The sequence below is a fragment of the Paucibacter sediminis genome, from assembly GCF_030254645.1.
GTDB lineage: Bacteria > Pseudomonadota > Gammaproteobacteria > Burkholderiales > Burkholderiaceae_C > Paucibacter_B > Paucibacter_B sediminis.
Map to the genome: position 1 here is coordinate 932,831 of NZ_CP116346.1, position 23,765 is coordinate 956,595.

Sequence of the window (23,765 nt, forward strand, 5' to 3'; positions counted from 1 at the left end):
GAGGGTGGGCCGGGTTTGAAGTACCCGGTCTTTGCGCGAAATGTGGCCGCAGTATAGGAGGGCCAGGGTTTCACCGGGTTCGTTCCGACGCGAAATTGCAACACTCCCCCGCTATAGCTAGGGATGTGCCAAATGACACTTGAAGACCCTCCGGGCGACACCATCTGGCCCGCCCCCTCGGGCTAGGCCTGCGCCAGATCGTCCAGGCCAAGGTCCTGAAGATGCTGATCGTCGTTCCAGCCCACCAGGCCAAAGCCCTCGGGAGAGTAGATCAGCCGGTTGATGCTGGCGTTGCCCAGCGTCCAGCTGCGCGCGGCATGGAGCTCCAGGCGCGCCGCCAGGCGGTACAGACAGTCCATCACGCCACCATGGGCGACGATAGCAATGGTCTGGCCGGGGTGGGCCTGGGCCAGCTCCCGCACCGCGTCGGTACAGCGCGCATAGAAGCGGCTCAGGCTTTCGCCCCCTTCGGCGGCGAAGTCGGGGTCGCGGCGCCGCCAGCGCAGGCTCTGTTCGGGCCAGCGCCTGGCAATCTCGTCCCAGGTCTGGCCCTCGAAATGTCCGAATGAGCGCTCGCGCAGCCGCGCGTCGGCGTGGATCGGCGCGCCCAGCCCCTGCAGCGCGGCGGCGGTCTCCCAGGCGCGCGCCAGATCGCTCGCATACACGGCGGCCAGCGGCTCGCCCGCCAGCGCGGCGGCCAGCCGGCGCGCCTGGGCGCGACCGCGCTGATTCAGCGGGATGTCCAGCTGACCCTGGATGCGCGTGTCGCGATTCCAGTCGGTCTCGCCATGGCGGATCGCCAGGACCTGGGTCGCGTTTTCCAAACTCATACGCCCCAGACGATATCGACGGCAGCGCGCTGGCTGTGCCGCATCAGCTCCAGCAGCGGCCAGACGCGCTGCCGCAGGCTCACCCCTTCGCGGCGCGGCGCCTCCTGCCCGGCCGCCTCGGCCTCGGCCTGCAGGCGTGCGAACTCGGCCTCGTCGTCGGCCACCGCGGCCTCCAATGCGGCCATTGCAGGGCCCAGCTCGGCCTGCGCCAGCAGGCCCTGCCTGGCGGGTTCGCGGCCCAGCAGCCGCAGCACGCGCTCGCCCTGCGGGCCCAGCATCAGCACATCGGCCCCGGCCTTGGATTTGAATTTGTAGATCACCTGAAACTCCGCGTTGCTGCGGAGGATTGTCACCGCTCAGGCGGCGCCACGGATCAGATGCACGGGCGCGCGCGGCGCCGACGGGCCGGGGCGCCACACCCGCTCCTCGAAGGCGCGCGGGTCGAGCGCCGGGGCATAGAGGAAGCCCTGGAACTCATGGCAGCCGGCGCGGCTCAGGAACTCGCGCTGGGCGTCGTTCTCCACGCCCTCGGCGATCACATGCAGTTGCAGCGCTCGCCCCATCTGCACGATGGCATTGACGATGCCGGCGTCACTGGCGTCGCCCGGCAGTCCGTTCACGAAACTCTTGTCGATCTTGAGGCGCTGGATCGGGAAGCGCTTCAGATAGCCCAGCGATGAATAGCCGGTGCCGAAGTCGTCGATCGACATGCACACACCCAGCTCGGCCAGTGCCTCCAGGCGCAGCAAGGCCTCCTGCGCATCGCGCAGCAGGATCGATTCGGTCAGCTCCAGCTCCAGCAGCGAGGGCGGCAGATCGGCCGCCTTGAGCGCCTGCGCCACCGAATCGACGAACTGGGTCTGCTGGAACTGCAGCGCCGACACGTTCACCGCCACCGGCATGCGCCAGCCCTGCTTGAGCCATTGCGCCGCCTGGTTGACGGCCTGCTGCAACACCCAGTCACCGATCGCGACGATGAAGCCGCTCTCCTCGGCCACCGGAATGAATTCGGCGGGCGAGACCTCGCCACGCAAGGGGTCGCGCCAGCGTATCAAGGCCTCGGCACCGATCACCTGGCCGGTGCTGAGCGAGATCTGCGGCTGGTAGTGCAGCCGGAATTCGCGCTCCTGCAACGCCTGGCGCATCGCGTGGTCCAGCCGCATGCGCGAAAGCAGGTCCACGTCCTTGCGCGGCTGGTGGAAGCGGAAGGTGGCGCGGCCACTCTCCTTCACCCAGTGCATGGCGCGCTCGGCGCTGGCCATCAGCTCTTCGGCGTTCGCGCCATCGCCGGGGAACAGCGCGATACCGATGCTGGCGGTCACCGTGAAGCTGAGGGTGTCGAAGCAGAAGGGGCGCGACATCGCCTCCTGCACGCGCCGGGCCGCATGCTCGGCACCGCGCGCATCGGCCTGATGAATCAGCAGGGCGAACTCGTCGCCGCCCAGGCGCGCCACGGTATCCACCTCGCGCAGGCTTTCCTTCAGGCGCAGCGCCACTTCCTTGAGCACGCGATCGCCATAGGAATGGCCCAGGGTGTCGTTGATCTGCTTGAAGCGGTCCAGGTCGACGTTCAGCAGGCCGAAGGGCGTGGCCTCGCGACGCGCCATCGCCTGCGCGTAATCCACGCGCTCGCACAGGGCGCGCCGATTCGGCAGGCCGGTCAGCATGTCGGTATGCGAGAGCTCCTCGATGCGCTGACTGGCGGCCAGCTTCTCGCTCAGGTCGCGGAAGGAGTAGACCCGGCCGATCGGACGGCCGCGGCTCCACTGCGGCAGCGAGACGCGCTCCAGCACCCGGCCGTCGATGAGCTTGATGTTGTCGCTGGTCTGCAGCAGCGGCGTGTCCTGGATCGAGGCCAGTCGCATCGCATAGGCCGGGCCGTCGACCACGCTGCGCCGCATCCAGGCTTGCACGGCCTCGTCGTTGCGCTCGTTCAGCAGGTCCTCGGGAATGCCCCACAGCGAAGCAAAGCGCTGATTGAAGCTGCGCATGCGGCCGGCCAAGTCGGCCACCAGGATGCCGTCGGCGGTGGACTCCAGCGTGGCGCGCAACTCGGCCAGCAGGGCCTCGCGCTCGTCGTCGTGCTGGCGCTGCGAGGTCTGGTCGCGCATCGAGATGAGCCAGAGCCCGCCGCCCTCCAACTGTTCCACATAGCTGATGCGGCGCGCCACCCAGAGCATGCGCCCATCGGCATGGCGCATCATGGTGTCGGTGTGCAGCGGATCAAAGCTGCCGGCCGCCACGTCCATCCAGAACATCGCGTCCTCGGGCGTGGTCGCCAGCGACTCCATCGCGCAACCAAGCAATTGTTCGGCCTCCATGCCCAGCAGCTGGGTCGAGGCCTGGTTCACTGCGACGATACAGCGCGTTTCGGCCTCCACCAGCCACACCGCTTCCTGCAGCCCGTCGATCAGGGCCGTGTAGCGTTCGCAGAGCTGGAGGGCCGAAGGCGATGTCTTCGGTCGCAGGAGTCTCACGCGGCCATCTCCCCGACCGGTGCCGTGGGCACGGCCTCGAAGAAATAAGCCACCCGGGTGCGCGGGCTCAGGTACTCGAGCGAGGCGCGCGGCAGTTGCTGGGGCTTGAGGCTGCGCCGGATACCCAGGTCGGGCAGCTCTTCCAGATTCATCACCAGGGCCTCGTCCTTGGGCACCTTGGGGTCGTGCACCATCACGCGCGGCTTGAGCGGGCGCGAGGAGTTGACAGCCACCACCAACGCATAGCGGTCATCGGTGAGTTGCACCGTGGAGCCGGGCGGGTAGACGCCCATCATGCGGATGAAGGCGTTCAGCATGGTGGCGTCGAAGCGGTTGCGCCCCTGGGCGAACATCAGCGAGAGCGCCTCGTGCGGCGTCATCGCCTTGGATGCCAGCAGCGGATTGCACAGGCCGTCGAAGCGATTCACCAGCGCGACGATGCGCGCGCCGGCGCTCATGCGGTCCACATTGATGCGCTGCGGGAAGCCGGAACCGTCGGCATTCTCATGGTGCTGGGCCACGATCAGCAGCGGCCCGGGCTGCAGCCCCATCTGCTGGGCCAGGGCCACGCCCTTCACCACATGCTGCTGATACAGATGCGTCTCGGCAGCGGTGAAGCTGTCGTCGCGGTTGCGCACGCGCGGCGGCAATTCGATCTTGCCGACATCGTGCAGCAGGGCGCCGACGCCCAGATCCAGCATTTCGTCGCGTCCCAGGCCGAAGGCACGGCCCAGCAACAGCGAGACGATGGAGACGTTGAGCGCATGGGCGGTGCCGCGATCACCGGCGCCTTCGTTCAGCAGGCGGATATTCAGGTCACCCTCGACCAGCATCTTGTCCAGCAGGGCGGTGGTCAGGGCCACCGACTGGTCGCGCGCATTGCGCGGCTCGCGCGGCACCAGATCAATCACCTGGCGATAGGCGGCGGCCGCCTCACCGTATTGCTTCTCGCAAAGATGCAGGGCCTCGCGCTGGGCGGCCAGCGCCTGGCGGTGGCGCTCGCGGGCCAACTCCTCCGCGGAGATCGTCTGCACGGCCTCGACGACCGCCTCGGGTTGAGGCGCCGGCGTGGCATCGGTCTGCAGATCGCTCTTGCCCGGGCTCCAGCGCACCTGCTTGAGACCCAGGCGGCGCAAGATCAGCAGCTGTTCTTCCGAGCTCAGCTTGAAGCTCGAAAGCGGAAAGGGATGGGACATCCAGCCCAGGTCCAGGTGGATGAACATCCCCACCCGAAGCTGAGTCACATCTATCAAAGGATCTGCTGATCTGTCCTTCATTCGATTCTCTACGCCCATTTTTTGAGGCGCCCTCGTCAGGGGCATCGGCAATAGGGCGAGACTACTTAAGTGATTTGCGACCTCAAATGTAAACGGCCTGCAGCCGCAGCCGAACGCGTGCAAATTCTCACAACTTGTGACGATGCCGCCGTATCATCGCCGGCGCGAACGTTCTTTAATTGAACGTGAGTTCTAATTACGAACCATTGCCGCTGAAAGCCTTGCCGTGATCGACAAATTGCAGCCCTCGCCGGCCGCCGCCTTGGCCGACGTGCCGGACGGCGCCACCGTGATGATTGGCGGCTTTGGCGAAGCCGGCCTGCCACAGGAACTGGTGAGCGCCCTGCTGGACCAGGGCGCGCGCGAGTTGACGGTGGTGAACAACAACGCCGGCAATGGCGACCGCGGGCTGGCGGCCATGATCGCCGCCGGGCGGGTGCGCAAGATCATCTGCTCCTTCCCGCGCCAGGCCGACTCGCATCACTTCGATCGCGCCTATCGCGCCGGGCAGATCGAGCTCGAACTGGTGCCGCAGGGCAATCTGGCCGAGCGCATCCGTGCCGCCGGCGCCGGCATCGGCGCCTTCTACACGCCCACCAGCTTTGGCACCGAACTCGCGCATGGCAAGGAGCAGCGCCAGATCGGCGGGCGCGGTCACGTCCTTGAATATGCGCTGCATGCCGACTACGCCCTCATCCAGGCCGAGCGCGGCGACCGCTGGGGCAATCTGGTCTATCGCAAGACCGCACGCAACTTCGGCCCGGTAATGGCGACGGCGGCGCGCATCACCGTGGCCGCGGTGCGCGAGGTGGTAGCGCTGGGCGCGCTGGACCCCGAGGCCGTGGTGACGCCCGGCATCTTTGTGCAGAGGCTGGTGTGCTGCCCACGCCCGGCAGCCACCACGGAGGCCCGCTCATGAGCTGGCAGGCCTGGACGCGTACGCAGATGGCCGCCCTGGTAGCCCAGGACATTCCCGAGGGCGCGGTGGTGAACCTGGGCATCGGCCTGCCCACCCTGGTGGCCAGCCAGCTGCCGCCGGGGCGGGAGATCATCCTGCACAGCGAGAACGGGGTGCTGGGCATGGGGCCACCGCCCAGCCCCGAGGCCGCCGACCCCGACCTGATCAATGCCGGCAAGCAGGCCGTCACCCTGCTGCCCGGCGGCTGCTTCTTTCATCATGCCGACAGCTTCGCGATGATGCGCGGCGGGCATCTGGACATCTGCGTGCTGGGCGCCTTCCAGGTCTCGGCCCGGGGCGATCTGGCCAACTGGCATACCGGCGCCACCGACGCCATCCCGGCCGTGGGCGGGGCCATGGATCTGGCGATCGGAGCCAAGCAGACCTTTGTGATGATGGAGCACCTCAGCAAGAGCGGGGACAGCAAGATCGTCGCCGCATGCAGCTATCCGCTCACGGCGGCGGCCTGCGTCAGCCGCATCTACACCGATCTCGCCGTGCTGGCCGTCGAAGCCGCGGGCTTGCGCGTGCTGGCGCGCTGCCCGGGCCTGGAGCACCGCCAACTCGAATCCCTCACCGGCCTGCCATTGCGGGCCTGATGCATCCCTTCCTCAGCTTTGGAGATCCCATGACTCAAGCCTTTATTTGCGACGCGCAACGCACGCCCTTCGGCCGCTATGGCGGTGCCCTCTCCTCGGTGCGCGCCGATGACCTGGGCGCCATCCCCATCAAGGCGCTGATGGCGCGCAACCCGCAGGTCGATTGGGCCGCGCTCACCGACGTGCTCTACGGCTGCGCCAACCAGGCCGGCGAAGACAACCGCAATGTGGCGCGCATGTCCGCATTGCTGGCCGGCCTGCCGCTGGAGGTGCCGGGCGCCACGCTGAACCGGCTGTGCGGCTCGGGCATGGACGCGGTGGGCTCTGCCGCTCGCGCCATCCGCGCCGGTGAGGCCGAGCTGATGCTGGCCGGCGGGGTCGAGAGCATGAGCCGCGCGCCCTTCGTGATGCCCAAGGCCGAAAGCGCCTTTTCACGCAGCAACGCGGTGTACGACACCACCATCGGCTGGCGCTTCGTCAACAAGCTGATGAAGGAACGCTACGGCGTCGACTCCATGCCCGAAACGGCCGAGAACGTCGCCACCGACTTCGGCATCGAGCGCGAGGCGCAGGACCGCATGGCGCTGGCCAGCCAGCTCAAGGCCGTGGCGGCCCAGCAGGCGGGCTTTTTCGACGCCGAGATCACCCCGGTCAGCATTGCCCAGAAAAAGGGCGATCCCATCGTCGTCAGCAAGGACGAGCATCCGCGCGAAACCAGCCTGGAGGCGCTCGCCAAGCTCAAGGGCGTGGTGCGGCCGGACGGCAGCGTCACCGCCGGCAATGCTTCGGGCGTGAACGACGGCGCCTGCGCCCTGCTGCTGGCCAGCGAGGCGGGCGCGGCCCGCCATGGCCTGACGCCGCGCGCCCGCGTGGTGGGCATGGCCACCGCCGGCGTGGCGCCGCGCATCATGGGCATCGGCCCGGCGCCGGCCAGCCAGCGCGTGCTGGCGCTCACCGGCCTGAGCCTGGCGCAAATGGACGTGATCGAACTCAACGAGGCCTTTGCGGCCCAGGGCCTGGCGGTGCTGCGCGCACTCAGCCTGCGCGACGACGACCCGCGCGTCAATCCGAATGGCGGTGCGATCGCCCTGGGTCACCCACTGGGCGCCAGCGGTGCCCGCCTGGTCACCACGGCGGTGAACCAGCTGCATCGCAGCGGCGGCCGCTACGCCCTGTGCACCATGTGCATCGGCGTGGGCCAGGGCATTGCCCTGATCGTCGAGCGCGTCTGAGCGCCGGACCGCGGGCAAGACCTGGGTCTTGCCTGGCTGCGCCGAGGCTGAGCCAAGCCATGAGAAAAGCGCAGGGGTGCTTGAACTTTTGTCATGACCTGACAAGCCATGACCGGCGGTTTGCGACGAGGCCCCATGGGATACTCGCCGCGGATTGAGGCGCATACCGCACATATACCAATGCAGTAGCGCCGCTTCGCCCTGGCACACCCGCCCTTTCAGGCCGTGGGATAGCGCTCACCCAGACTTCACCAATTTGGTGCGCACGGGTGCGCAGATCGCCCAATATGCCGCCTGAAATAGGGACAAGCTCGGGTCCAATCCCTATAGTCGGCTCATCGCATGCTCGCGCCCAGCGGATTTGGGCGCTTTACGCTCAAAACTGGCACCCATGTCCGCTGAACGTGATTTCGAAGATTTGCCCTCGACCAACCAGGTGGTCTACACCGAGGCGCCCGCCGCCGAGGCCAGCGGCCCCCTCAAGCGCGACCTCGTTGCCGGCCTGGAAAAGGGCCTGGCGGTGATCGAGGCCTTCGACCAGGAGCGCCCGCGACTGACCATCAGCGAGGTGGCCGCGCGCACGGGTCTGACCCGCGCCGCCGCCCGCCGCTATCTGCTGACCCTCACCCATCTCGGTTTCGTGTCGCAGGACCGCAAGATGTTCGCGCTGACCCCCAAGGTGCTGCGCCTGGGGCAGAGCTATATGCATTCGGCCCGGTTGCCGCGCATCGTCGAGCCGGAACTGCACAAGCTGGCCTATGCCCTCAAGGAAGCCAGCTCCGCCGGCGTGCTGGATGGCAGCGACGTGATCTGCATTGCCGCCACCAGCGCCGGCCGCGTGGTCTCGCCGACGCTGCAGCCCGGCACCCGCGTGCCCGCCTACTGCGCCGGCAACGGCCGCGTGCTGCTTGCCGCCCTGCCCCAGCCCGAGGTGGACGCCTGGATCGCCCGGCAGGAGCTCGCGGCCCTGACGCCGCACACCATCACCCATCCCGAGCGCCTGCGCATCGAGATCGCACGCGCGCGCTCGCTGGGCTATGCCTGCATCGACCAGGAGTTGGAGCTGGGCCTGCGCACCGTGGCCGTGCCTTTGAAGAATTACCGCGGCGATACCGTGGCGGCGATGAACATCAGCGTGCATGCCTCGCGCATGAGCATGGATCAGCTGGTTGAACATTGCTTGCCGCCCCTATTGCAAGCCCAGGCACATTTGCGCATGCTGCTGTAACCCAGCGCCAGCGCGCCTTGCGGCTGGGGCCTTCACAGGAGACCTCAGCATGCAGCGTACCCAGGTGGCCATCATCGGGGCGGGCCCGTCCGGACTGCTGCTCGGTGTCTTGCTGCATCAGGCCGGCATCGCCAATGTGATTCTGGAGCAACGCAGCGGCGACTATGTGCTCTCGCGCATCCGCGCCGGCATCCTGGAACAGACCCTGACCGAGCTGCTGGACGAAGCCGGCGTGGGCGCTCGCATGCGCCGCGAGGGCCTGGTGCACCATGGCATCTATCTCAGCACCCAGGGCCAGCGCCACCGCATCGACCTGAGCGCGCTCACCGGCGACAAGTCGGTGCTGGTCTATGGCCAGACCGAGGTCACGCGCGATCTGATGGAGGCGCGCATGGCCGCCGGCCTGCAGACGCTTTACGAGGTGGACCATGTGAGCGTGCACGGCATCGAGTCCAGCCCCAGCGTGCGCTACCAGCGCGGTGGCCAGAGCCATGAGCTGCACTGCGACTTCATCGCCGGTTGCGATGGCTTCCACGGCATCTCGCGCACCAGCGTGCCGCGCGACGCGATCCGCACCTACGAGCGCATCTACCCCTTTGGTTGGCTGGGCGTGCTGGCTGATGCGCCGCCGCCGGCCGAAGAGCTGGTCTATGCCCAGCACCAGCGCGGCTTTGCGCTTTGCAGCATGCGCAGCCGCACGCGCGTGCGCTGCTACGTGCAATGCAATCTGAGCGACAAGGTCGAGCAGTGGAGCGATGAGCGTTTCTGGGCCGAGCTGCGCTGCCGCCTGGATGGCGAGACCGCGGCCGCCCTGCAGCCAGCGCCCGCGCTGGAGAAAAGCATTGCCCCCCTGCGCAGCTTCGTGGCCGAGCCGCTGCGCTTCGGCCGGCTCTTCCTGGCGGGCGACGCGGGCCACATCGTGCCGCCCACCGGCGCCAAGGGGCTCAACCTGGCCGCCTCCGATGTGCGCTACCTCTCGCGCGGCCTGATCGAGCATTACCGCGATCACAGCGACGCCGGCCTCGACAGCTATTCCGAGAAGGCCTTGCGCCGCATCTGGCGCGCCGAGCGTTTCTCCTGGTCCATGACCAAGCTGATGCACTGCTTCCCCGACATCGCCGGTTTCGACCACAAGCTGCAGCAGGCCGAGCTCGAATACCTGCTCAGCTCGCGCGCGGCGCAGGCGGTGCTGGCCGAGAACTATGTGGGCCTGCCCTTCGAGGACTGATTAAGTTTCACCTCACTCAGCAGCCGCATCATGGGCACTCCCAACGAGAGGAGATGCATATGCGCGGCTGGTTCAAGAACAACAAGGGCTTTCTGGTCTTCCTGATCTGCTTTGGCTTTTTCCGCACCGCCATCGCCGACTGGAACCCCATCCCCTCGGGTTCGATGCGCCCCAATCTGCTGGAAGGCGATGTGGTGTTCGTGAACCGCCTGGCCTACGACCTCAAGCTGCCGCTCAGCAACCATGTGCTCGTGCACCTTGGCGAGCCGCAGCGCGGCGACGTGGTCACCTTCTCCTCGCCCAAGGACGGCACGCGGCTGATCAAGCGCCTGATCGCCCTGCCCGGCGACCGGGTGGAAATGCGGCAGGGCCGGCTGCGCATCAATGGCGAAGAGGCGGCCTATGAGGAGATCGAGTCGCTGCCCGAGCCGGTCGAGCCCTGGGGCCTGGTGCCGGCCCTGCGCATGACCGAGAAGGTCGCCGATGGCCAGCGCCGCGTCCAGCATCTGCAGGGCGTGCTGGCGCGCGACCTGCCCGCCACCGTGATCCCGCCCGGCCAGTACCTGATGCTGGGCGACAACCGCGACAACAGCGCCGACTCGCGCTTCATCGGCACCGTGCCGCGCGAGCTGCTGATCGGCCGCGCGGTGCGCATCCTCGCCTCGGCCGATATCAAGGGCAGCTGGCTGCCGCGCTTCGAGCGCTTCGGCCAGCGGCTGTAAATGAGCGTTGCAGGGCTCAGAGGTACAAGCGCTGGCGCAGCAAGGGGCTGACGCGGTAACGCTCGCTGCGGTAGTCATGGAAGAGCTGGTCGAGCAGATCGGCCACCGCGGCGGCGCCCACCAGCGCGAGCCACTCGAACGGCCCGGTCGGGTAGTTGACGCCCAGCTTCATCGCCAGATCGGCGGCCTGCTCCTCGCAGACGCCCTGCCACACCGCGTCGGCGCCCTCGTTGACCAGCATGGCCACGGTGCGCGCCACCGCCAGGCCCGGCACGTCGCGCAGCACCAGCGGCTCCCAGCCGAGCGCGCGCAGGAAGTTCTGCGCCTGCAGCTGCTGCAGCGCGCCGGCATGCGGCGCAAAGGCCAGCGCCAGGGCATCGGCCTTGTCGGGCGCCACCGGCCAGTCCATCACCGCCAGGCTGGCATGGCCGCGCTCATGCGCCAGCTGCGCGGCGCTGCGGCCGCTGCTGAGGTGCAGCTGCATATCGCCCAGCTGCACGCCGCACCAGTCGGCCGATTCGCCGCGCGTGTAGTCCAGCCCCTTGTGCGTGAGCCAGTCGGCCAGGCGCTCCACCAGCGCGCCACGCCCCACCACGCTGATCGCGGGCAGCGCGCCCTCGGGCGCCGCCACCGCCGGCACGGTCGCCGGCAGGCCCTCGTAAAAGCCCTTGCCGACCTTGCGCCCCAGCCGCCCGCCATCGACCAGCGCCTTCTGCACCAGCGAGGGCACATAGCGCTTGTCGCCGAAGTTGGCGTCATAGACCGACTGCGTCACCAGATAGTTGGTGTCATGCCCGATCAGGTCCATCAGCTCGCAAGGCCCCATGCGGAAGCCGGCACCGCGCAGCGCGCGATCCAGCTGCGCCGGCGTGCCCGCCTGCTCCTGCAGCAGCGCCAGGGTCTCGGCGTAATAGGGCCGGGCGATGCGGTTGACAATGAAGCCGGGCGTGCTCTTGGCATGCACCGGCGTCTTGCCCCATTGCCTGGCCAGCGCCTCGATCACCCGCGCCACGCCGGCATCGGTCTCGGCGCCCGACACCACCTCCACCAGCTTCATCAGCGGCACCGGGTTGAAGAAATGCATGCCCACCAGACGGGCGGGATGCTGCATGCCGTTGGCCAGCGCGGTGACGCTGATCGACGAGGTGTTGGAGGCGATGATGGCCCCGGCCGGCAGCAGCGCGTCCAGCTCGCGCAGCAGCGCCTGCTTGGGCTCCAGCTTCTCGATGATGACCTCCACCACCAGGGCGCAATCGGCCAGCTCGGCGATTTGCGCCGCCGGGCTGATGCGCGCCATCACCGCGTCGCGCTCGCCCTGCACCATGCGGCCCTTGGCCACCAGGCCGTCGAGCGCCTTGGCGGTCTGCGCGATCGCATGCGCGCTGGCGCCCTCGCGCACATCCAGCAGGCGCACCGCATGGCCGGCCTGCGCGGCCACCTGGGCAATGCCGGCGCCCATCACGCCGGCGCCCACCACGCCGATCACCGCGCTCGCGGCCGGCTCGCTGGCGACGCGCCAGCCCTGCATTTGCATCTCGTCGCTCATGTCTCAGTCTTCCTTGTCGTTCGTCGCCGGCGGCACCCAGGCCGCCGGACGCTTGGCCAGAAAGGCCGCAAAGCCCTCGCGCGCCTCGGCGCCCATGCGCACGCGCGCGATGGTCTGTGCCGTCAGCTCGCGCACCTCGGCCGTCACCGGCCCCACTTCCAGCTGCGCGAACAGCTGCTTGATCTCGCCCTGCGCTTGCGGGCCGTTGGCCAGCAGCTCGGCGATCCAGCGCGCCAGCGCGGCATCCAGCTCGGCGGCCTCCACCACCTCGTGCACCATGCCCATCGCCAGCGCCTCGGCGGCCGCGATGCGGCTGGCGGTGAGGGCCAGGCGCCGGGCCTGGCGCGGCCCCACGGCATTCATCACATAGGGGCCGATCACCGAGGGCAGGATGCCGAAGCGCGCTTCGCTGACGGCGAACTTGGCATCGCTGCTGGCCACCGCGATATCGCAGGCCACGGTCAGGCCCACGCCACCGCCCAGCGCCAGCCCCTGCACGCGCGCGATGGTGGGCTTGGGGCAGGCGGCGATCTTGTGCAGCATCGCGGCGAAGCGCCTGGCATCCACCAGATTGACCTCCTGCGTGGCCTCCGAGGCGCGCTTCATCCACTGGATGTCGGCGCCGGCACTGAAGGCCTTGCCGGCGCCGGCCAGCACGATCAGGCGCACCCGCGGGTCGGCCGTCAGCTGGTCCATGGCCTGGCCCAGCTCGGCAATCATGGCCTCGTTGAAGGCGTTGAACACCTCGGGCCGGTTCATGGTCAGATGCGCCACGCCGCGCGCATCCACCTCGATATGCAGTGTCTCCACGTCTTGTCACTCCTGCGTCAAGGCCAGCAGTATCGCCGCCAACGCACAATGCAGCCTTCCCGCACCGAGCCTCACGATGAATCTGTTTGTCTCGCTGAAATACCTGGTGGCCCTGGACGACCACAAGCACTTCGGCCGCGCCGCGCTGGCCTGCCATGTGACCCAGCCCGCGCTGTCCAACGCGCTGCGCGCGCTCGAGGAGCATTACGCCTGCTCCATCGTCAAGCGGGGCCGCGCCTTCGCCGGCTTCACCGAGGAGGGCGAGCGCGTGCTGGCCACCGCGCGCCAGCTGCTGCACGAGCAGGAGCTGCTGCAGCAGGAGCTGCAGAGCCGCGTCGAGGCGCCGCGCGGCCATCTGCTGATCGGCGCGGTGCCCACCGCCATGCCGGTGGCGGCGCGCTTTGTCGCGATGCTGCAGGACCGCCATCCCGGCATCGTGCCAACGCTGCGCTCGATGAGCTCGATCGAGCTGGAGACCGGTCTGGAAAGCCTGGCCCTGGACCTGGGCCTGGGCTACAACGAGCGCATGCACGAGGGCCGCACCCAGCTGCGCGTGCTGCCGCAATACACCGAGCACTACTTCCTGCTGCAGCGCGCCGCTGCTGCGGGCCCTGCAGGCAGTACCGGCCGCCTGCACATGGGCGCACCGATAGGCTGGGCCGAGGCCGCCGCGCTGCCGCTGTGCCTGCTGAGTGCCGAGATGCACAACCGCAGCATCGTCGACCGCGCCTTCGCTGCGGCCGGGGCGCGCGTGCAGCCGGCGATCGAATCCAACTCCACCGTGACCCTGGTGACCAGCGTGCTGGCCGGGCGCGTCTGCTCCATCCTGCCCGGCGCCCTGCTCGACACCGTGCAGGGCCATCCCGGCCTCGAGGCCCGGCCGCTGATCGCGCCGCAGATACGCGTGCCGATTGCGCTGATGGTGCACAACACCAACCGGCCCTCGCGCACGCTGGCGGCCGCGCTGGACTTTGCCCAGCAGGCCGACTGGCTCGCCAGCGCGGCCCGGCATGCCGGCCTGCTAGGTGGCTAGGGCAATCCCTGATTTTTCGTAGCTATCGCCCCATCACCCGAAAGAATTGGACGTCTCCGGCGCGCTTGCCAACACTCGCGTCCGCAAGCCCATCGCTTGCCCAGGCACCGCATGAGTGCCCTGACCCTATAAGGAGACGAGACGATGTCCACTGTTCTTGCAGGCGGCGCGCGGCCGTTGGGTGATAGCAGCGAGCAAGCGCCAGGCTTTCTCGCCAAGGAACGCATCATTGCGGCGCCGGGTTTCAATCGCTGGCTGGTACCGCCGGCCGCCCTGGCCATCCATCTGTGCATCGGCATGGCCTATGGTTTCTCGGTGTTCTGGCTGCCGCTGTCCAAGGCGCTGGGTATCAAGGAGGCCATCAAGTGCGGCCCCGAGATCGGCTTCCTGCAGGAGCTCTTCGTCAGCAGCTGCGACTGGAAGATCTCCACCCTGGGCTGGATGTACACCCTGTTCTTCGTGCTGCTGGGCAGCTCGGCCGCCATCTGGGGCGGCTGGCTGGAGCGCGCCGGCCCGCGCAAGGCCGGCGTGGTGAGCGCGCTGTGCTGGTGCGGCGGCATGCTGATCTCGGCACTGGGCGTGCACCTGCACCAGTTCTGGATGATGCTGCTGGGCTCGGGCGTGATCGGCGGCGTCGGCCTGGGGCTGGGCTATATCTCGCCGGTCTCCACCCTCATCAAATGGTTCCCGGACCGCCGCGGCATGGCCACCGGCATGGCCATCATGGGCTTTGGCGGTGGCGCCATGATCGGCTCGCCGCTGGCGGCCGAGCTGATGAAGCAGTTCGCCACCCCCACCGATGTGGGCGTGATGCAGACCTTTGTGGTGATGGCGCTGATCTACTTCGTCTTCATGATGGGCGGGGCGCTGGCCTACCGCGTGCCCGCCTCGGGCTGGAAGCCCGAGGGCTGGACGCCGCCGGCCGCGCAGACCAGCAACGCCATGATCACGCAGCGCCATGTGCACGTGAAAAAGGTCTGGGGCATCCCGCAGTTCTGGCTGATCTGGATGGTGCTGTGCATGAACGTCTCGGCCGGCATCGGCGTGATCGGCATGGCCAGCCCGATGCTGCAGGAAGTGTTCGGCGGCAGCCTGATCGGCGTGGCCAAGAAATTCGGCGAGCTCGACAAGGCCCAGCTCACCGCCATCGCCGGCGTGGCCGCGGGCTTTGCAGCCCTCATCAGCCTGTTCAATATCGGTGGCCGCTTCTTCTGGGCCAGCCTGTCGGACAAGCTCGGCCGCAAGCTCACCTATGTGGTGTTCTTCGTGCTGGGCGGCCTGATGTATGCCAGCATCCCGGGCAGCGCCATGGCCGGCAGCAAGCTGCTGTTCGTGGGCGCGGTGTGCATCATCCTGAGCATGTATGGCGGCGGCTTTGCCACCGTGCCGGCCTATCTGGCCGATCTGTTCGGCACCCAGATGGTGGGCGCCATCCACGGCCGCCTGCTCACCGCCTGGGCCACCGCCGGCATCCTCGGCCCGGTGGTGGTGAACTACATGCGCGACTACCAGCTGGGCCTGGGCCTGCCGCGCGAGCAGGTCTACAACCAGACCATGTACATCCTGGTGGGCATGCTGGTGATCGGCCTGATCTGCAATCTGCTGGTGCGCCCGCTGGATGCCAAGCATTTCATGAGCGACGCCGAGCTGGCCGAGGAGAAGCGCCTGGCGCATGACCGCGCCGTCGCCACCGAGGTGGGCCAGGGCACCATGACCTACCACGGCAGCAGCCCGCTGCTGGTGGTGCTGGCCTGGGCCGCGGTGGGCATCCCGCTGGCCTGGGGCATCTACCGCACCGCGCTGAGCGTGGCCAAGTTCTTCAACTGAAAGACCGTGCGTAGCGCGTAACGATAGGCCGTCCGCGCGCGGACGGCCTATCCTCTCGATTGGCAACCGCTTATTTCCCCATGGACGATCTCATCCGCGAACTGCTCGCCGCGCATCCCGCGCAAGACGGCGCCCTGCTGCCCATCCTGCATGCCGTGCAGGAGCGGCTCGGCCATGTGCCACCCGCCGCCGTGCCCCTGATCGCCGAGCATCTGAACCTCTCGCGCGCCGAGGTCCATGGCGTGTTGAGCTACTACCATTTCTTCCGCAGCACGCCGCCCGGGCGGCAGGTGCTGCAGGTCTGCCGTGCCGAGGCCTGCCAGTCGCGCGGCGCCGAGGCCCTGCTGGCCCATGCCGAGCAGCGCCTCTCCTGCGCCTCGCACAGCACGCGCGCGGATGGCGCGGTGACGCTGGAGCCGGTCTACTGCCTGGGCCTGTGCGCGCTGTCGCCGGCCCTGCAGCTGAACGACCGGCTGCATGCGCGCATGACGCCGGCCAAGCTCGATGCCCTGCTCGCCAAGGAGGGCTTGTGATGAGTGCCGCCGTGACCAAGATCTTCGTGCCGCGCGACTCCGCCGCGCTGGCGGTGGGTGCCGACGACGTGGCCGCCGCCCTGCAGCGCGAGGCCGCGCAGCGCGGTCTGGCCATCGAGCTGGTGCGCAATGGTTCGCGCGGCCTGTTCTGGCTGGAGCCGCTGGTGGAAGTGGCCACGCCCGCCGGCCGCATCGCCTATGGCCCGGTGGCGCCCGAGGACGTGCCGGCCCTGCTGGACGCCGGCCTGCTGGCCGGTGGCGCGCATGCGCTCAGGCAGGGCGCGACCGACGACATCCCCTATCTCGCCAGGCAGGAGCGCCTGACCTTCGCCCGCATGGGCATCACCGACCCGCTCTCGCTGGCCGACTATGAGGCCCATCAGGGCTGGGCCGGGCTGAGGCGCGCGCTGGCGCTGGACGGCGCCGCCATCGTGCAGGAAGTGACGCAGTCGGGCCTGCGCGGCCGTGGCGGCGCGGCCTTCCCGGCCGGCATCAAGTGGCGGACGGTGCAGCAGACCGCGGCGGAGCAGAAATACATCGTCTGCAATGCCGACGAGGGCGACTCCGGCACCTACTCCGACCGCATGACGCTGGAAGGCGACCCCTTCATGCTGATCGAGGGCATGGCCATCGCCGCGCTGGCGGTGGGCGCCACGCGCGGCTATATCTACATCCGCTCCGAATACCCGCATGCCATCGCCACCATGCAGGAGGCGATCCGGCGCGCCAGTGCGGCCGGCTTCCTGGGCGCCAGCATCTGCGGCTCCGGCCATGCCTTCGAGCTGGAAGTGCGCAAGGGCGCGGGCTCCTATGTCTGCGGCGAGGAGACCGCGATGCTGGAAAGCATCGAGGGCAAGCGTGGCGTGGTGCGCGCCAAGCCGCCGCTGCCGGCCATCGAGGGCCTGTTCGGCCAGCCCACCGTCATCAACAACGTCATCACCTTCGCCACGGCGCCCCTCATCCTGGCGCGCGGGGCCCAGTTCTATCGAGACTACGGCATGGGCCGCTCGCATGGAACCTTGCCCTTCCAGCTGGCCGGCAATATCAAGCATGGCGGCCTGGTGGAGAAGGCCTTCGGCCTCACGCTGCGCGAGCTGCTGATCGATTTCGGCGGCGGCAGCGCCAGCGGTCGGCCCATCAAGGCGGTGCAGGTGGGTGGCCCGCTGGGCGCCTACATCCCGGCGTCGCAATGGGATGTGCCGCTGGACTACGAGGCCTATGCCGCGATGGGCGCGGTGCTGGGCCACGGCGGCATCGTCGTACACGACGACACGGCCGACATGGCCCAGCTGGCCCGCTACGCGATGGAGTTCTGCGCCATCGAGTCCTGCGGCAAATGCACGCCCTGCCGCATCGGCTCGACGCGCGGCGTCGAGGTGATAGACCGCATCAAGGCGGATCAGCAGCGCGAGCAGCAGGTCGTGCTGCTGCGCGATCTCTGCGACACCATGCTGCACGGTTCGCTGTGTGCCATGGGCGGCATGACGCCCTACCCGGTGCTCTCGGCACTGAACCATTACCCGCAGGACTTCGGCCTGGCCGCCGTGCAGGAGGCATCAGCATCATGAAAAACCAAGAAATGGACTACGGCACACCCCGGCGCGAATCCAAGCAGGAAGTCACGCTGGAGATCGACGGTTTTGCCGTCACCGTACCGGCCGGCACCTCGCTGATGCGCGCCGCGGCGGACGCCGGCATCCAGGTGCCCAAGCTCTGCGCCACCGACAGCCTCGAACCCTTCGGCTCCTGCCGGCTCTGCCTGGTCGAGATCGAGGGCCGCAAGGGTTATCCGGCCAGCTGCACCACGCCGGCCGAGGCCGGCATGAAGGTCAGGACCCAGAGCCCCAAGCTGCAGGACCTGCGCAAGGGCGTGATGGAACTCTACATCTCCGACCATCCGCTGGACTGCCTGACCTGCGCCGCCAACGGCGATTGCGAGCTGCAGGACATGGCCGGCGTGACCGGACTGCGCAATGTGCGCTACGGCGTCGGTGCGGCAGCAGGGGCGCATCATTGCGACGCCCAGAAGGACGAGTCCAACCCCTACTTCACCTACGACCCCGCCAAGTGCATCGTCTGCAACCGCTGCGTGCGCGCCTGCGAGGAGACCCAGGGCACGTTTGCGCTCACCATCTCGGCCCGCGGCTTCGAGTCGCGCGTGGCCGCCGGGCAGGACCAGCCCTTCATGGCCTCCGACTGCGTCAGCTGCGGCGCCTGCGTGCAGGCCTGCCCCACCGCCACGCTGCAGGAGAAGAGCGTCATTCAGCTGGGCCAGCCCGAGCACAGCGTCATCACCACCTGCGCCTATTGCGGCGTGGGCTGCGGCTTCAAGGCCGAGATGAAGGGCACGCAGGTGGTGCGCATGGTGCCCTGGAAGGACGGCAAGGCCAACGAGGGCCACAGCTGCGTGAAGGGCCGCTTCGCCTGGGGCTATGCCACCCATGCCGACCGCATCACCAAGCCGATGATCCGCGCTTCCATCCAGGACCCCTGGCAGGAGGTCAGCTGGGAGGTGGCGCTGGCCCATGCGGCGAGCGAGTTCCGCCGCATCCAGGCCAAGCATGGCAAGGATTCGATCGGCGGCATCACCTCCTCGCGCTGCACCAACGAGGAAACCTATCTGGTGCAGAAGCTGGTGCGCGCCGCCTTTGGCAACAACAACGTCGACACCTGCGCGCGCGTCTGCCACTCGCCCACCGGCTATGGCCTGGGCCAGACCCTGGGCACCTCGGCCGGCACCCAGACCTTCAAGTCGGTGGAGCATGCCGATGTGGTGATGGTGATCGGCGCCAACCCCAGCGATGCCCACCCGGTGTTCGCCTCGCGCCTGAAGAAGCGCCTGCGGGGTGATGGAAAAAGACCGGGTGCCCGGCTGATCGTGGTCGATCCGCGCCGCATCGACCTGGTGAAGACTCCCCATGTCCAGGCCGCCCACCATCTGCAGCTCAAGCCCGGCACCAATGTGGCGGTGATCAGCGCGCTGGCCCATGTGATCGTCACCGAGGGCCTGGTGAACGAGGCCTATGTGGCCGAACGCTGCGACACCAAGAGCTTCAACGAGTGGCGCGCGTTCGTGGCCCGGCCCGAGAACTCGCCCGAGGCGCTGGAGGCCGCCAGCGGCGTGCCGGCGGCCGAGGTGCGCGCGGCCGCGCGCCTGTACGCCACGGGTGGCAATGCCGCGATCTATTACGGCCTGGGCGTGACCGAGCACAGCCAGGGCTCCACCATGGTGATGGGCATTGCCAACCTGGCCATGGCCACCGGCAATGTCGGCCGCGAGGGCGTGGGCGTGAATCCGCTGCGTGGCCAGAACAATGTGCAGGGTTCCTGCGATATGGGCAGCTTCCCGCATGAGCTGCCGGGCTACCGCCATGTCTCCGACAGCACGGTGCGCGCGCAGTTCGAGGCCGCCTGGGGTGTAGCGATCGACCCCGAGCCGGGCCTGCGCATCCCGAACATGTTCGACGCCGCGCTCACCGGCAGCTTCAAGGGCCTGTACTGCGAGGGCGAGGACATCGTGCAGTCCGACCCCAACACCCAGCATGTGGCCGCCGCGCTGATGGCGATGGAATGCGTGGTGGTGCAGGACATCTTCCTCAACGAGACCGCCAAGTACGCCCATGTGTTCCTGCCGGGCTCCAGCTTCCTGGAAAAGGACGGCACCTTCACGAATGCGGAGCGCCGCATCTCGCGCGTACGCAAGGTGATGCCGCCGCTGGCCGGCTATGCCGACTGGGAGGTCACCGTCAAGCTCTCCGAGGCGCTCGGCTATCCCATGCCCTACAGCATGCCCGAGGAGATCATGGCCGAGATCGCGGCGCTCACGCCCACCTTCGCGGGCGTCAGCTACGCCAAGATCGAACGCCTGGGCAGCGTGCAATGGCCTTGCAACGAAACCACCGACGAGGCCGGCACCGCCATCATGCACGTCGACAAGTTCGTGCGCGGCAAGGGGCGCTTCATCATCACCCAGTACCTGCCCACCGACGAGAAGGTGACGCGCCGCTTCCCGCTGCTGCTCACCACCGGCCGCATCCTCAGCCAGTACAACGTCGGCGCGCAGACGCGCCGCACGCCCAACAACGAGTGGCACAGCGAGGACCGGCTGGAGATCCACCCGCACGACGCCGAGGAGCGCGGCATCCGGCAGAACGATTGGGTCGGCATCCAGAGCCGCGCCGGCGAGACCGTGCTGCGCGCCACGCTCACCGAGCGGGTGCAGCCGGGCGTGGTCTACACCACCTTCCACTTCCCCGAGTCGGGCGCCAACGTCATCACCACCGACAACTCCGACTGGGCCACCAACTGCCCCGAGTACAAGGTCACGGCGGTGCAGGTGATGCCGGTGCAGCAGCCCTCGCACCAGTCGAGTTGGCAGCAGGAGTACAACCGCTTCAACCAGGTGCAGCAGCAGCTGCTGCAGCAGGCGCATGAGGTGGTGCATGGCAAGTAACAGCAGCAAGCCGGGCTTTTGCGAGGGCGCGCGCACCCTGCCGGTGAAACGCGTGCGCGCCGGCCAGGGCCTGGAGCTCATGCAGGACTGGGTGGCCGACGAGGTGCCGGTGGCGCTGGAATACAACGGCATCTCGCATGCGGTGATGCTGGCCACGCCGCTGGACCTGGAAGACTTCGCGCTCGGCTTCTCGCTCAGCGAGGGCATCCTGAGCGCCGCGCACGAGCTCTACGGCGTCGAGGAGGAAGCCTCCGAGCTGGGCATCACCCTGCACCTGCGCGTCGCCGGCGAGGCCTTTGCGCGCCTCAAGGAACGGCGCCGCTCGATGGCCGGCCGCACCGGTTGCGGCCTCTGCGGCACCGAAAGCCTGGGCCAGGTGGCCCGCAACCTGCCCGTGCTGCCCGGGGGTCAGGTCTTGCAGCGCGAGGCCATCAGCCATGCGATGGCGCAGTTCGTCGATCTGCAGACCCTGCAGCAGGCCACCGGCGCGGTGCATGCCGCCGCCTGGTGCTCGGCCGATGGCGAGGTGCAATGGCTGCGCGAGGACGTGGGCCGCCACAACGCGCTGGACAAGCTGATCGGCGCACTGGCCCGCCACACGGTGGATGCCTCGCAGGGTTTCATTGCCGTCACCAGCCGCGCCAGTTTCGAGATGGTGCAGAAGACCGCCGCCGCCGGCGTGCCCCTGCTGGCGGCCGTCTCGGCGCCCACCTCCTTCGCGGTGGCCACCGCCACGCGTGCCAACATGACCCTGGTGGGCTTCGCGCGCCAGCAGGACCTGGTGGTCTACTGTCATCCCGAGCGGCTCGCGCTTGAACATCTTTCCTCTGCGCATCATGCACATTGACACCCTGGTCCGCATGGCCAACCAGATCGGCGCCTTCTTCGAGGCCATGCCCGATCATCAGGAGGCGGTGGAAGGCATCGCCCAGCACCTCAAGAAGTTCTGGGAGCCGCGCATGCGGCGCGAGCTGCTGGCCCAGCTCGACGGCGGCCACAACCCGGGCCTGCACGCCATGGTGCTGGAGGCGATCCAGCGGCATCGCAGCCTGCTGGCCTGAGCCAGATGACGGCAAGCTGGCTGCAGCCGCTGCACCTCGAGGGCCGGCAGCTGCAGATCGAATCGCAATGGCTGAGCGCCGAACGGCGCGCCCGGCCCCTGGTGGTGTTCCTGCACGAGGGCCTGGGTTCGCTGTCGCAATGGCGCGATTTCCCGCAGCGCCTGTGCGATGCGCTGCAGTGCCGCGGCCTGCTGTTCTCGCGCCCCGGCTATGGCAACAGCACGCCGCGCACCGAGCCCTGGCCGCAGGACTATCTGCAGCGCCAGACGCGCACGCTGCTGCCGGCCTATTTCGACGCGCTCGGCCTGCAGCACGAGCGCCTGTTCCTGTTCGGCCACAGCGACGGCGCCAGCCTGGCCCTGCTGTTCGCCGCCGCCTATCCGGCGCGCGTGCGCGGCCTGGCAGCGCTGGCGCCGCATCTGTTCGTCGAGCCGATGACGCTCGCGGGCCTGCGCCAGGCCAAGCAGGCGTTCGAGTCCGGCCGCTCGCTGCGCGCCGCGCTGGCACGCCACCATGCCGACGTCGACTCGGCCTTCTATGGCTGGAACGACGCCTGGCTGCGCCCGGGCTTCGAGCAATGGAATATCGAGGCCGATCTGCGCGGCCTGGCCTGCCCGGTGCTGGCCCTGCAGGGCGAGGGCGATGAATACGGCAGCCTGGCGCAGATCGAGGCGGTGGGGCGCATCCATGCGGACACGCGCGTGGTGGCGCTGGCGCAATGCGGCCACGCACCGCAAAAGGACCAGCCCGAGGCCGTCATCGCCCACACCAGGGCGCTGCTGCCCGAGTTCAGCTGATCAGCGCGCCTATGCCCGGCCCCACCACCAGATTGCGCCCGCCCTGCTTGGCGCGGTAGAGCGCGGCATCGGCGGCGGCCACCAGGCGTTCGGCCACCGCCGGCAGGGTGGCGTCGGCGGCCGAGCCGTCCACCTCCTCCAGCATCGCCAGCCCGATCGAGGCGGTGATGTTGAGCACCTGGCCGGCGGCCGCCGGCACTTGCTGGACGGCGATGCGCTGGCGGATGCGCTCGGCGATGTCGCGCGCCGCGGCCGCCGCCGCGCGCGGCAGCAGCACCACGAATTCCTCGCCGCCCCAGCGCGCCACCGTGTCGCCGGCGCGCAGCTGCGCCTGGATCAGCAGGCCCACGGTGCGCAGCACCAGGTCGCCGCGCGCATGGCCATGGCTGTCGTTGATGCGCTTGAAGAAGTCCACGTCCAGGAACAGGCAGGCCAGCGCATGGTGGTGGCGGCGCGCCTGCGCGATCTCGATCTGGCAGCGGTGCTCGAAGTAGCGGCGGTTGTGCACGCCGGTGAGCATGTCGGTGAGGCCGGCGAGCTTGAGCCGCTCCTGGTTCAGCACGCTCTCCAGGCATACCGCGACGATGGCCGCCAGGCGCTCGAGGAACTGGGTGCCCGCCTGCGCGTCGTAGCGCTGCGCATCCAGGCTGCCGAAATGCAGGCTGCCGATCAGCTCGCCGCGGCGCAGCAGCGGCAGCAGCGCCACCGAGCGCGGCCGGACCGCACCGAACAGGTCGCCATGGCGGCGCGCATCGAAGGGCCCCAGCCAGGGCCGCGGCGTCATGCCGTAGAGGGCCTCGAGCTCGTCACCCAGCGGCAGCAGGCGCAGCGCCTCCAGCTCCGGCTCGCCCTGGGTCTTGAGCAGGCGGCTCAGCTCCAGCTCGCGGTCCAGCAGGCTCAGGGTCACGCTGTCGATGCCGAAGGCCGGCTTGTAGTCGCACAGCAGCAGCTTCACCAGCTCGACCACCGAGCCCGCGCCGATCAGGCGATGCTCCAGACCCTCGAAGCGGCGCAGCTTGTCTTCGTTGGCACGCGCCTCGCGCAGCAGTGCGTCGAGTTGGCCCCGCAAGGCCAGGTTCTCTGCCGCCAATCCCTCGAGTTCTGTTCGCACGCCGCGCTCCTCCACGCCTCAGGCGAGAATGTAGCCGCAAGCT

The 23,765-nt window shown here is 68.7% G+C and carries 21 protein-coding genes; 14 read left to right on the forward strand and 7 right to left on the reverse strand.

Annotated elements, in window-relative coordinates; all coding sequences use genetic code 11:
- Window positions 1–182 precede the first annotated feature (182 nt).
- The 4 genes from PFX98_RS04300 to PFX98_RS04315 are packed head-to-tail and all read right to left on the reverse strand — an operon-like array spanning window position 183 to window position 4,503.
- On the reverse strand, window positions 183–830 hold the full coding sequence (locus tag PFX98_RS04300) for a histidine phosphatase family protein (protein WP_425334663.1): 648 nt from the start codon (window positions 828–830) through the stop codon (window positions 183–185).
- Complete coding sequence (locus PFX98_RS04305) at window positions 827–1,150, reverse strand: DUF1840 family protein (RefSeq protein WP_285233935.1); 324 nt, start codon at window positions 1,148–1,150, stop codon at window positions 827–829. The genes PFX98_RS04300 and PFX98_RS04305 overlap by 4 nt, the downstream gene beginning before the upstream one ends.
- 36 nt (window positions 1,151–1,186) lie before the next feature.
- The gene (locus PFX98_RS04310) at window positions 1,187–3,307 is read right to left on the reverse strand and encodes a putative bifunctional diguanylate cyclase/phosphodiesterase (protein ID WP_285233936.1); all 2,121 of its coding nucleotides are present in this window, start codon (window positions 3,305–3,307) and stop codon (window positions 1,187–1,189) included.
- Window positions 3,304–4,503, reverse strand: a complete 1,200-nt coding sequence (locus tag PFX98_RS04315) for a cyclic di-GMP phosphodiesterase (protein ID WP_285233937.1) — start codon at window positions 4,501–4,503, stop codon at window positions 3,304–3,306. The genes PFX98_RS04310 and PFX98_RS04315 overlap by 4 nt, the downstream gene beginning before the upstream one ends.
- Before the next feature lie 307 nt (window positions 4,504–4,810).
- Between PFX98_RS04315 and PFX98_RS04320 the strand changes: the two genes are divergently transcribed.
- The 6 genes from PFX98_RS04320 (at window position 4,811) to lepB (ending at window position 10,551) form a co-directional block, all read left to right on the forward strand.
- On the forward strand, window positions 4,811–5,503 hold the full coding sequence (locus PFX98_RS04320) for a 3-oxoacid CoA-transferase subunit A (protein WP_285233938.1): 693 nt from the start codon (window positions 4,811–4,813) through the stop codon (window positions 5,501–5,503).
- Complete coding sequence (locus PFX98_RS04325) at window positions 5,500–6,141, forward strand: 3-oxoacid CoA-transferase subunit B (protein WP_285233939.1); 642 nt, start codon at window positions 5,500–5,502, stop codon at window positions 6,139–6,141. The genes PFX98_RS04320 and PFX98_RS04325 overlap by 4 nt, the downstream gene beginning before the upstream one ends.
- A 29-nt stretch (window positions 6,142–6,170) precedes the next feature.
- The gene (gene pcaF / locus PFX98_RS04330; RefSeq protein WP_285233940.1) at window positions 6,171–7,373 is read left to right on the forward strand and encodes a 3-oxoadipyl-CoA thiolase; all 1,203 of its coding nucleotides are present in this window, start codon (window positions 6,171–6,173) and stop codon (window positions 7,371–7,373) included.
- A 391-nt stretch (window positions 7,374–7,764) separates the two neighbouring features.
- A complete protein-coding gene (locus tag PFX98_RS04335) occupies window positions 7,765–8,601 on the forward strand; it encodes an IclR family transcriptional regulator domain-containing protein (protein WP_285233941.1) in 837 nt (278 codons plus the stop codon).
- A gap of 49 nt (window positions 8,602–8,650) precedes the next feature.
- The gene (gene pobA / locus PFX98_RS04340; protein WP_285233942.1) at window positions 8,651–9,829 is read left to right on the forward strand and encodes a 4-hydroxybenzoate 3-monooxygenase; all 1,179 of its coding nucleotides are present in this window, start codon (window positions 8,651–8,653) and stop codon (window positions 9,827–9,829) included.
- Between the two features lie 59 nt (window positions 9,830–9,888).
- Window positions 9,889–10,551: a signal peptidase I gene (gene lepB, locus PFX98_RS04345; RefSeq protein WP_285233943.1), complete on the forward strand. Its 663-nt coding sequence runs from the start codon at window positions 9,889–9,891 to the stop codon at window positions 10,549–10,551.
- Window positions 10,552–10,567: 16 nt separating this feature from the next.
- Here the strand turns inward: lepB and PFX98_RS04350 are convergent, their stop codons facing one another.
- Both PFX98_RS04350 and PFX98_RS04355 read right to left on the reverse strand, forming a co-directional pair.
- Window positions 10,568–12,097: a 3-hydroxyacyl-CoA dehydrogenase gene (locus PFX98_RS04350; RefSeq protein ID WP_285233944.1), complete on the reverse strand. Its 1,530-nt coding sequence runs from the start codon at window positions 12,095–12,097 to the stop codon at window positions 10,568–10,570.
- A gap of 3 nt (window positions 12,098–12,100) precedes the next feature.
- Window positions 12,101–12,856, reverse strand: coding sequence for an enoyl-CoA hydratase-related protein (locus PFX98_RS04355; RefSeq protein ID WP_425334690.1), 756 nt, complete (start codon window positions 12,854–12,856; stop codon window positions 12,101–12,103).
- A 127-nt stretch (window positions 12,857–12,983) separates the two neighbouring features.
- On the opposite strand from PFX98_RS04355, the gene PFX98_RS04360 reads away from it, so the two are divergent.
- The 8 genes from PFX98_RS04360 to PFX98_RS04395 all read left to right on the forward strand — a co-directional run bounded on the left by PFX98_RS04360 (window position 12,984) and on the right by PFX98_RS04395 (window position 22,611).
- Entirely contained in the window at window positions 12,984–13,940 is a 957-nt protein-coding gene (locus PFX98_RS04360) for a LysR substrate-binding domain-containing protein (RefSeq protein WP_285233946.1), read from the forward strand.
- Between the two features lie 144 nt (window positions 13,941–14,084).
- The gene (locus tag PFX98_RS04365) at window positions 14,085–15,767 is read left to right on the forward strand and encodes an OFA family MFS transporter (RefSeq protein ID WP_285233947.1); all 1,683 of its coding nucleotides are present in this window, start codon (window positions 14,085–14,087) and stop codon (window positions 15,765–15,767) included.
- 80 nt (window positions 15,768–15,847) lie between these two features.
- Window positions 15,848–16,300, forward strand: coding sequence for a formate dehydrogenase subunit gamma (locus tag PFX98_RS04370; RefSeq protein WP_285233948.1), 453 nt, complete (start codon window positions 15,848–15,850; stop codon window positions 16,298–16,300).
- Window positions 16,300–17,868, forward strand: a complete 1,569-nt coding sequence (locus tag PFX98_RS04375; RefSeq protein WP_285233949.1) for a formate dehydrogenase beta subunit — start codon at window positions 16,300–16,302, stop codon at window positions 17,866–17,868. Before PFX98_RS04370 ends, PFX98_RS04375 begins: the two co-directional genes overlap by 1 nt.
- The gene (fdhF, locus tag PFX98_RS04380) at window positions 17,865–20,753 is read left to right on the forward strand and encodes a formate dehydrogenase subunit alpha (RefSeq protein WP_285233950.1); all 2,889 of its coding nucleotides are present in this window, start codon (window positions 17,865–17,867) and stop codon (window positions 20,751–20,753) included. The genes PFX98_RS04375 and fdhF overlap by 4 nt, the downstream gene beginning before the upstream one ends.
- Window positions 20,743–21,600: a formate dehydrogenase accessory sulfurtransferase FdhD gene (gene fdhD / locus PFX98_RS04385; RefSeq protein WP_285233951.1), complete on the forward strand. Its 858-nt coding sequence runs from the start codon at window positions 20,743–20,745 to the stop codon at window positions 21,598–21,600. Before fdhF ends, fdhD begins: the two co-directional genes overlap by 11 nt.
- Window positions 21,590–21,814 carry a formate dehydrogenase subunit delta gene (locus PFX98_RS04390; protein WP_285233952.1) on the forward strand — a complete coding sequence of 75 codons (225 nt, stop codon included), beginning with the start codon at window positions 21,590–21,592 and terminating at the stop codon, window positions 21,812–21,814. Before fdhD ends, PFX98_RS04390 begins: the two co-directional genes overlap by 11 nt.
- A gap of 5 nt (window positions 21,815–21,819) precedes the next feature.
- On the forward strand, window positions 21,820–22,611 hold the full coding sequence (locus PFX98_RS04395) for an alpha/beta fold hydrolase (RefSeq protein WP_285233953.1): 792 nt from the start codon (window positions 21,820–21,822) through the stop codon (window positions 22,609–22,611).
- Here the strand turns inward: PFX98_RS04395 and PFX98_RS04400 are convergent.
- Window positions 22,604–23,722: a GGDEF domain-containing protein gene (locus PFX98_RS04400; protein ID WP_285233954.1), complete on the reverse strand. Its 1,119-nt coding sequence runs from the start codon at window positions 23,720–23,722 to the stop codon at window positions 22,604–22,606. The genes PFX98_RS04395 and PFX98_RS04400 overlap by 8 nt on opposite strands.
- Window positions 23,723–23,765 lie beyond the last annotated feature (43 nt).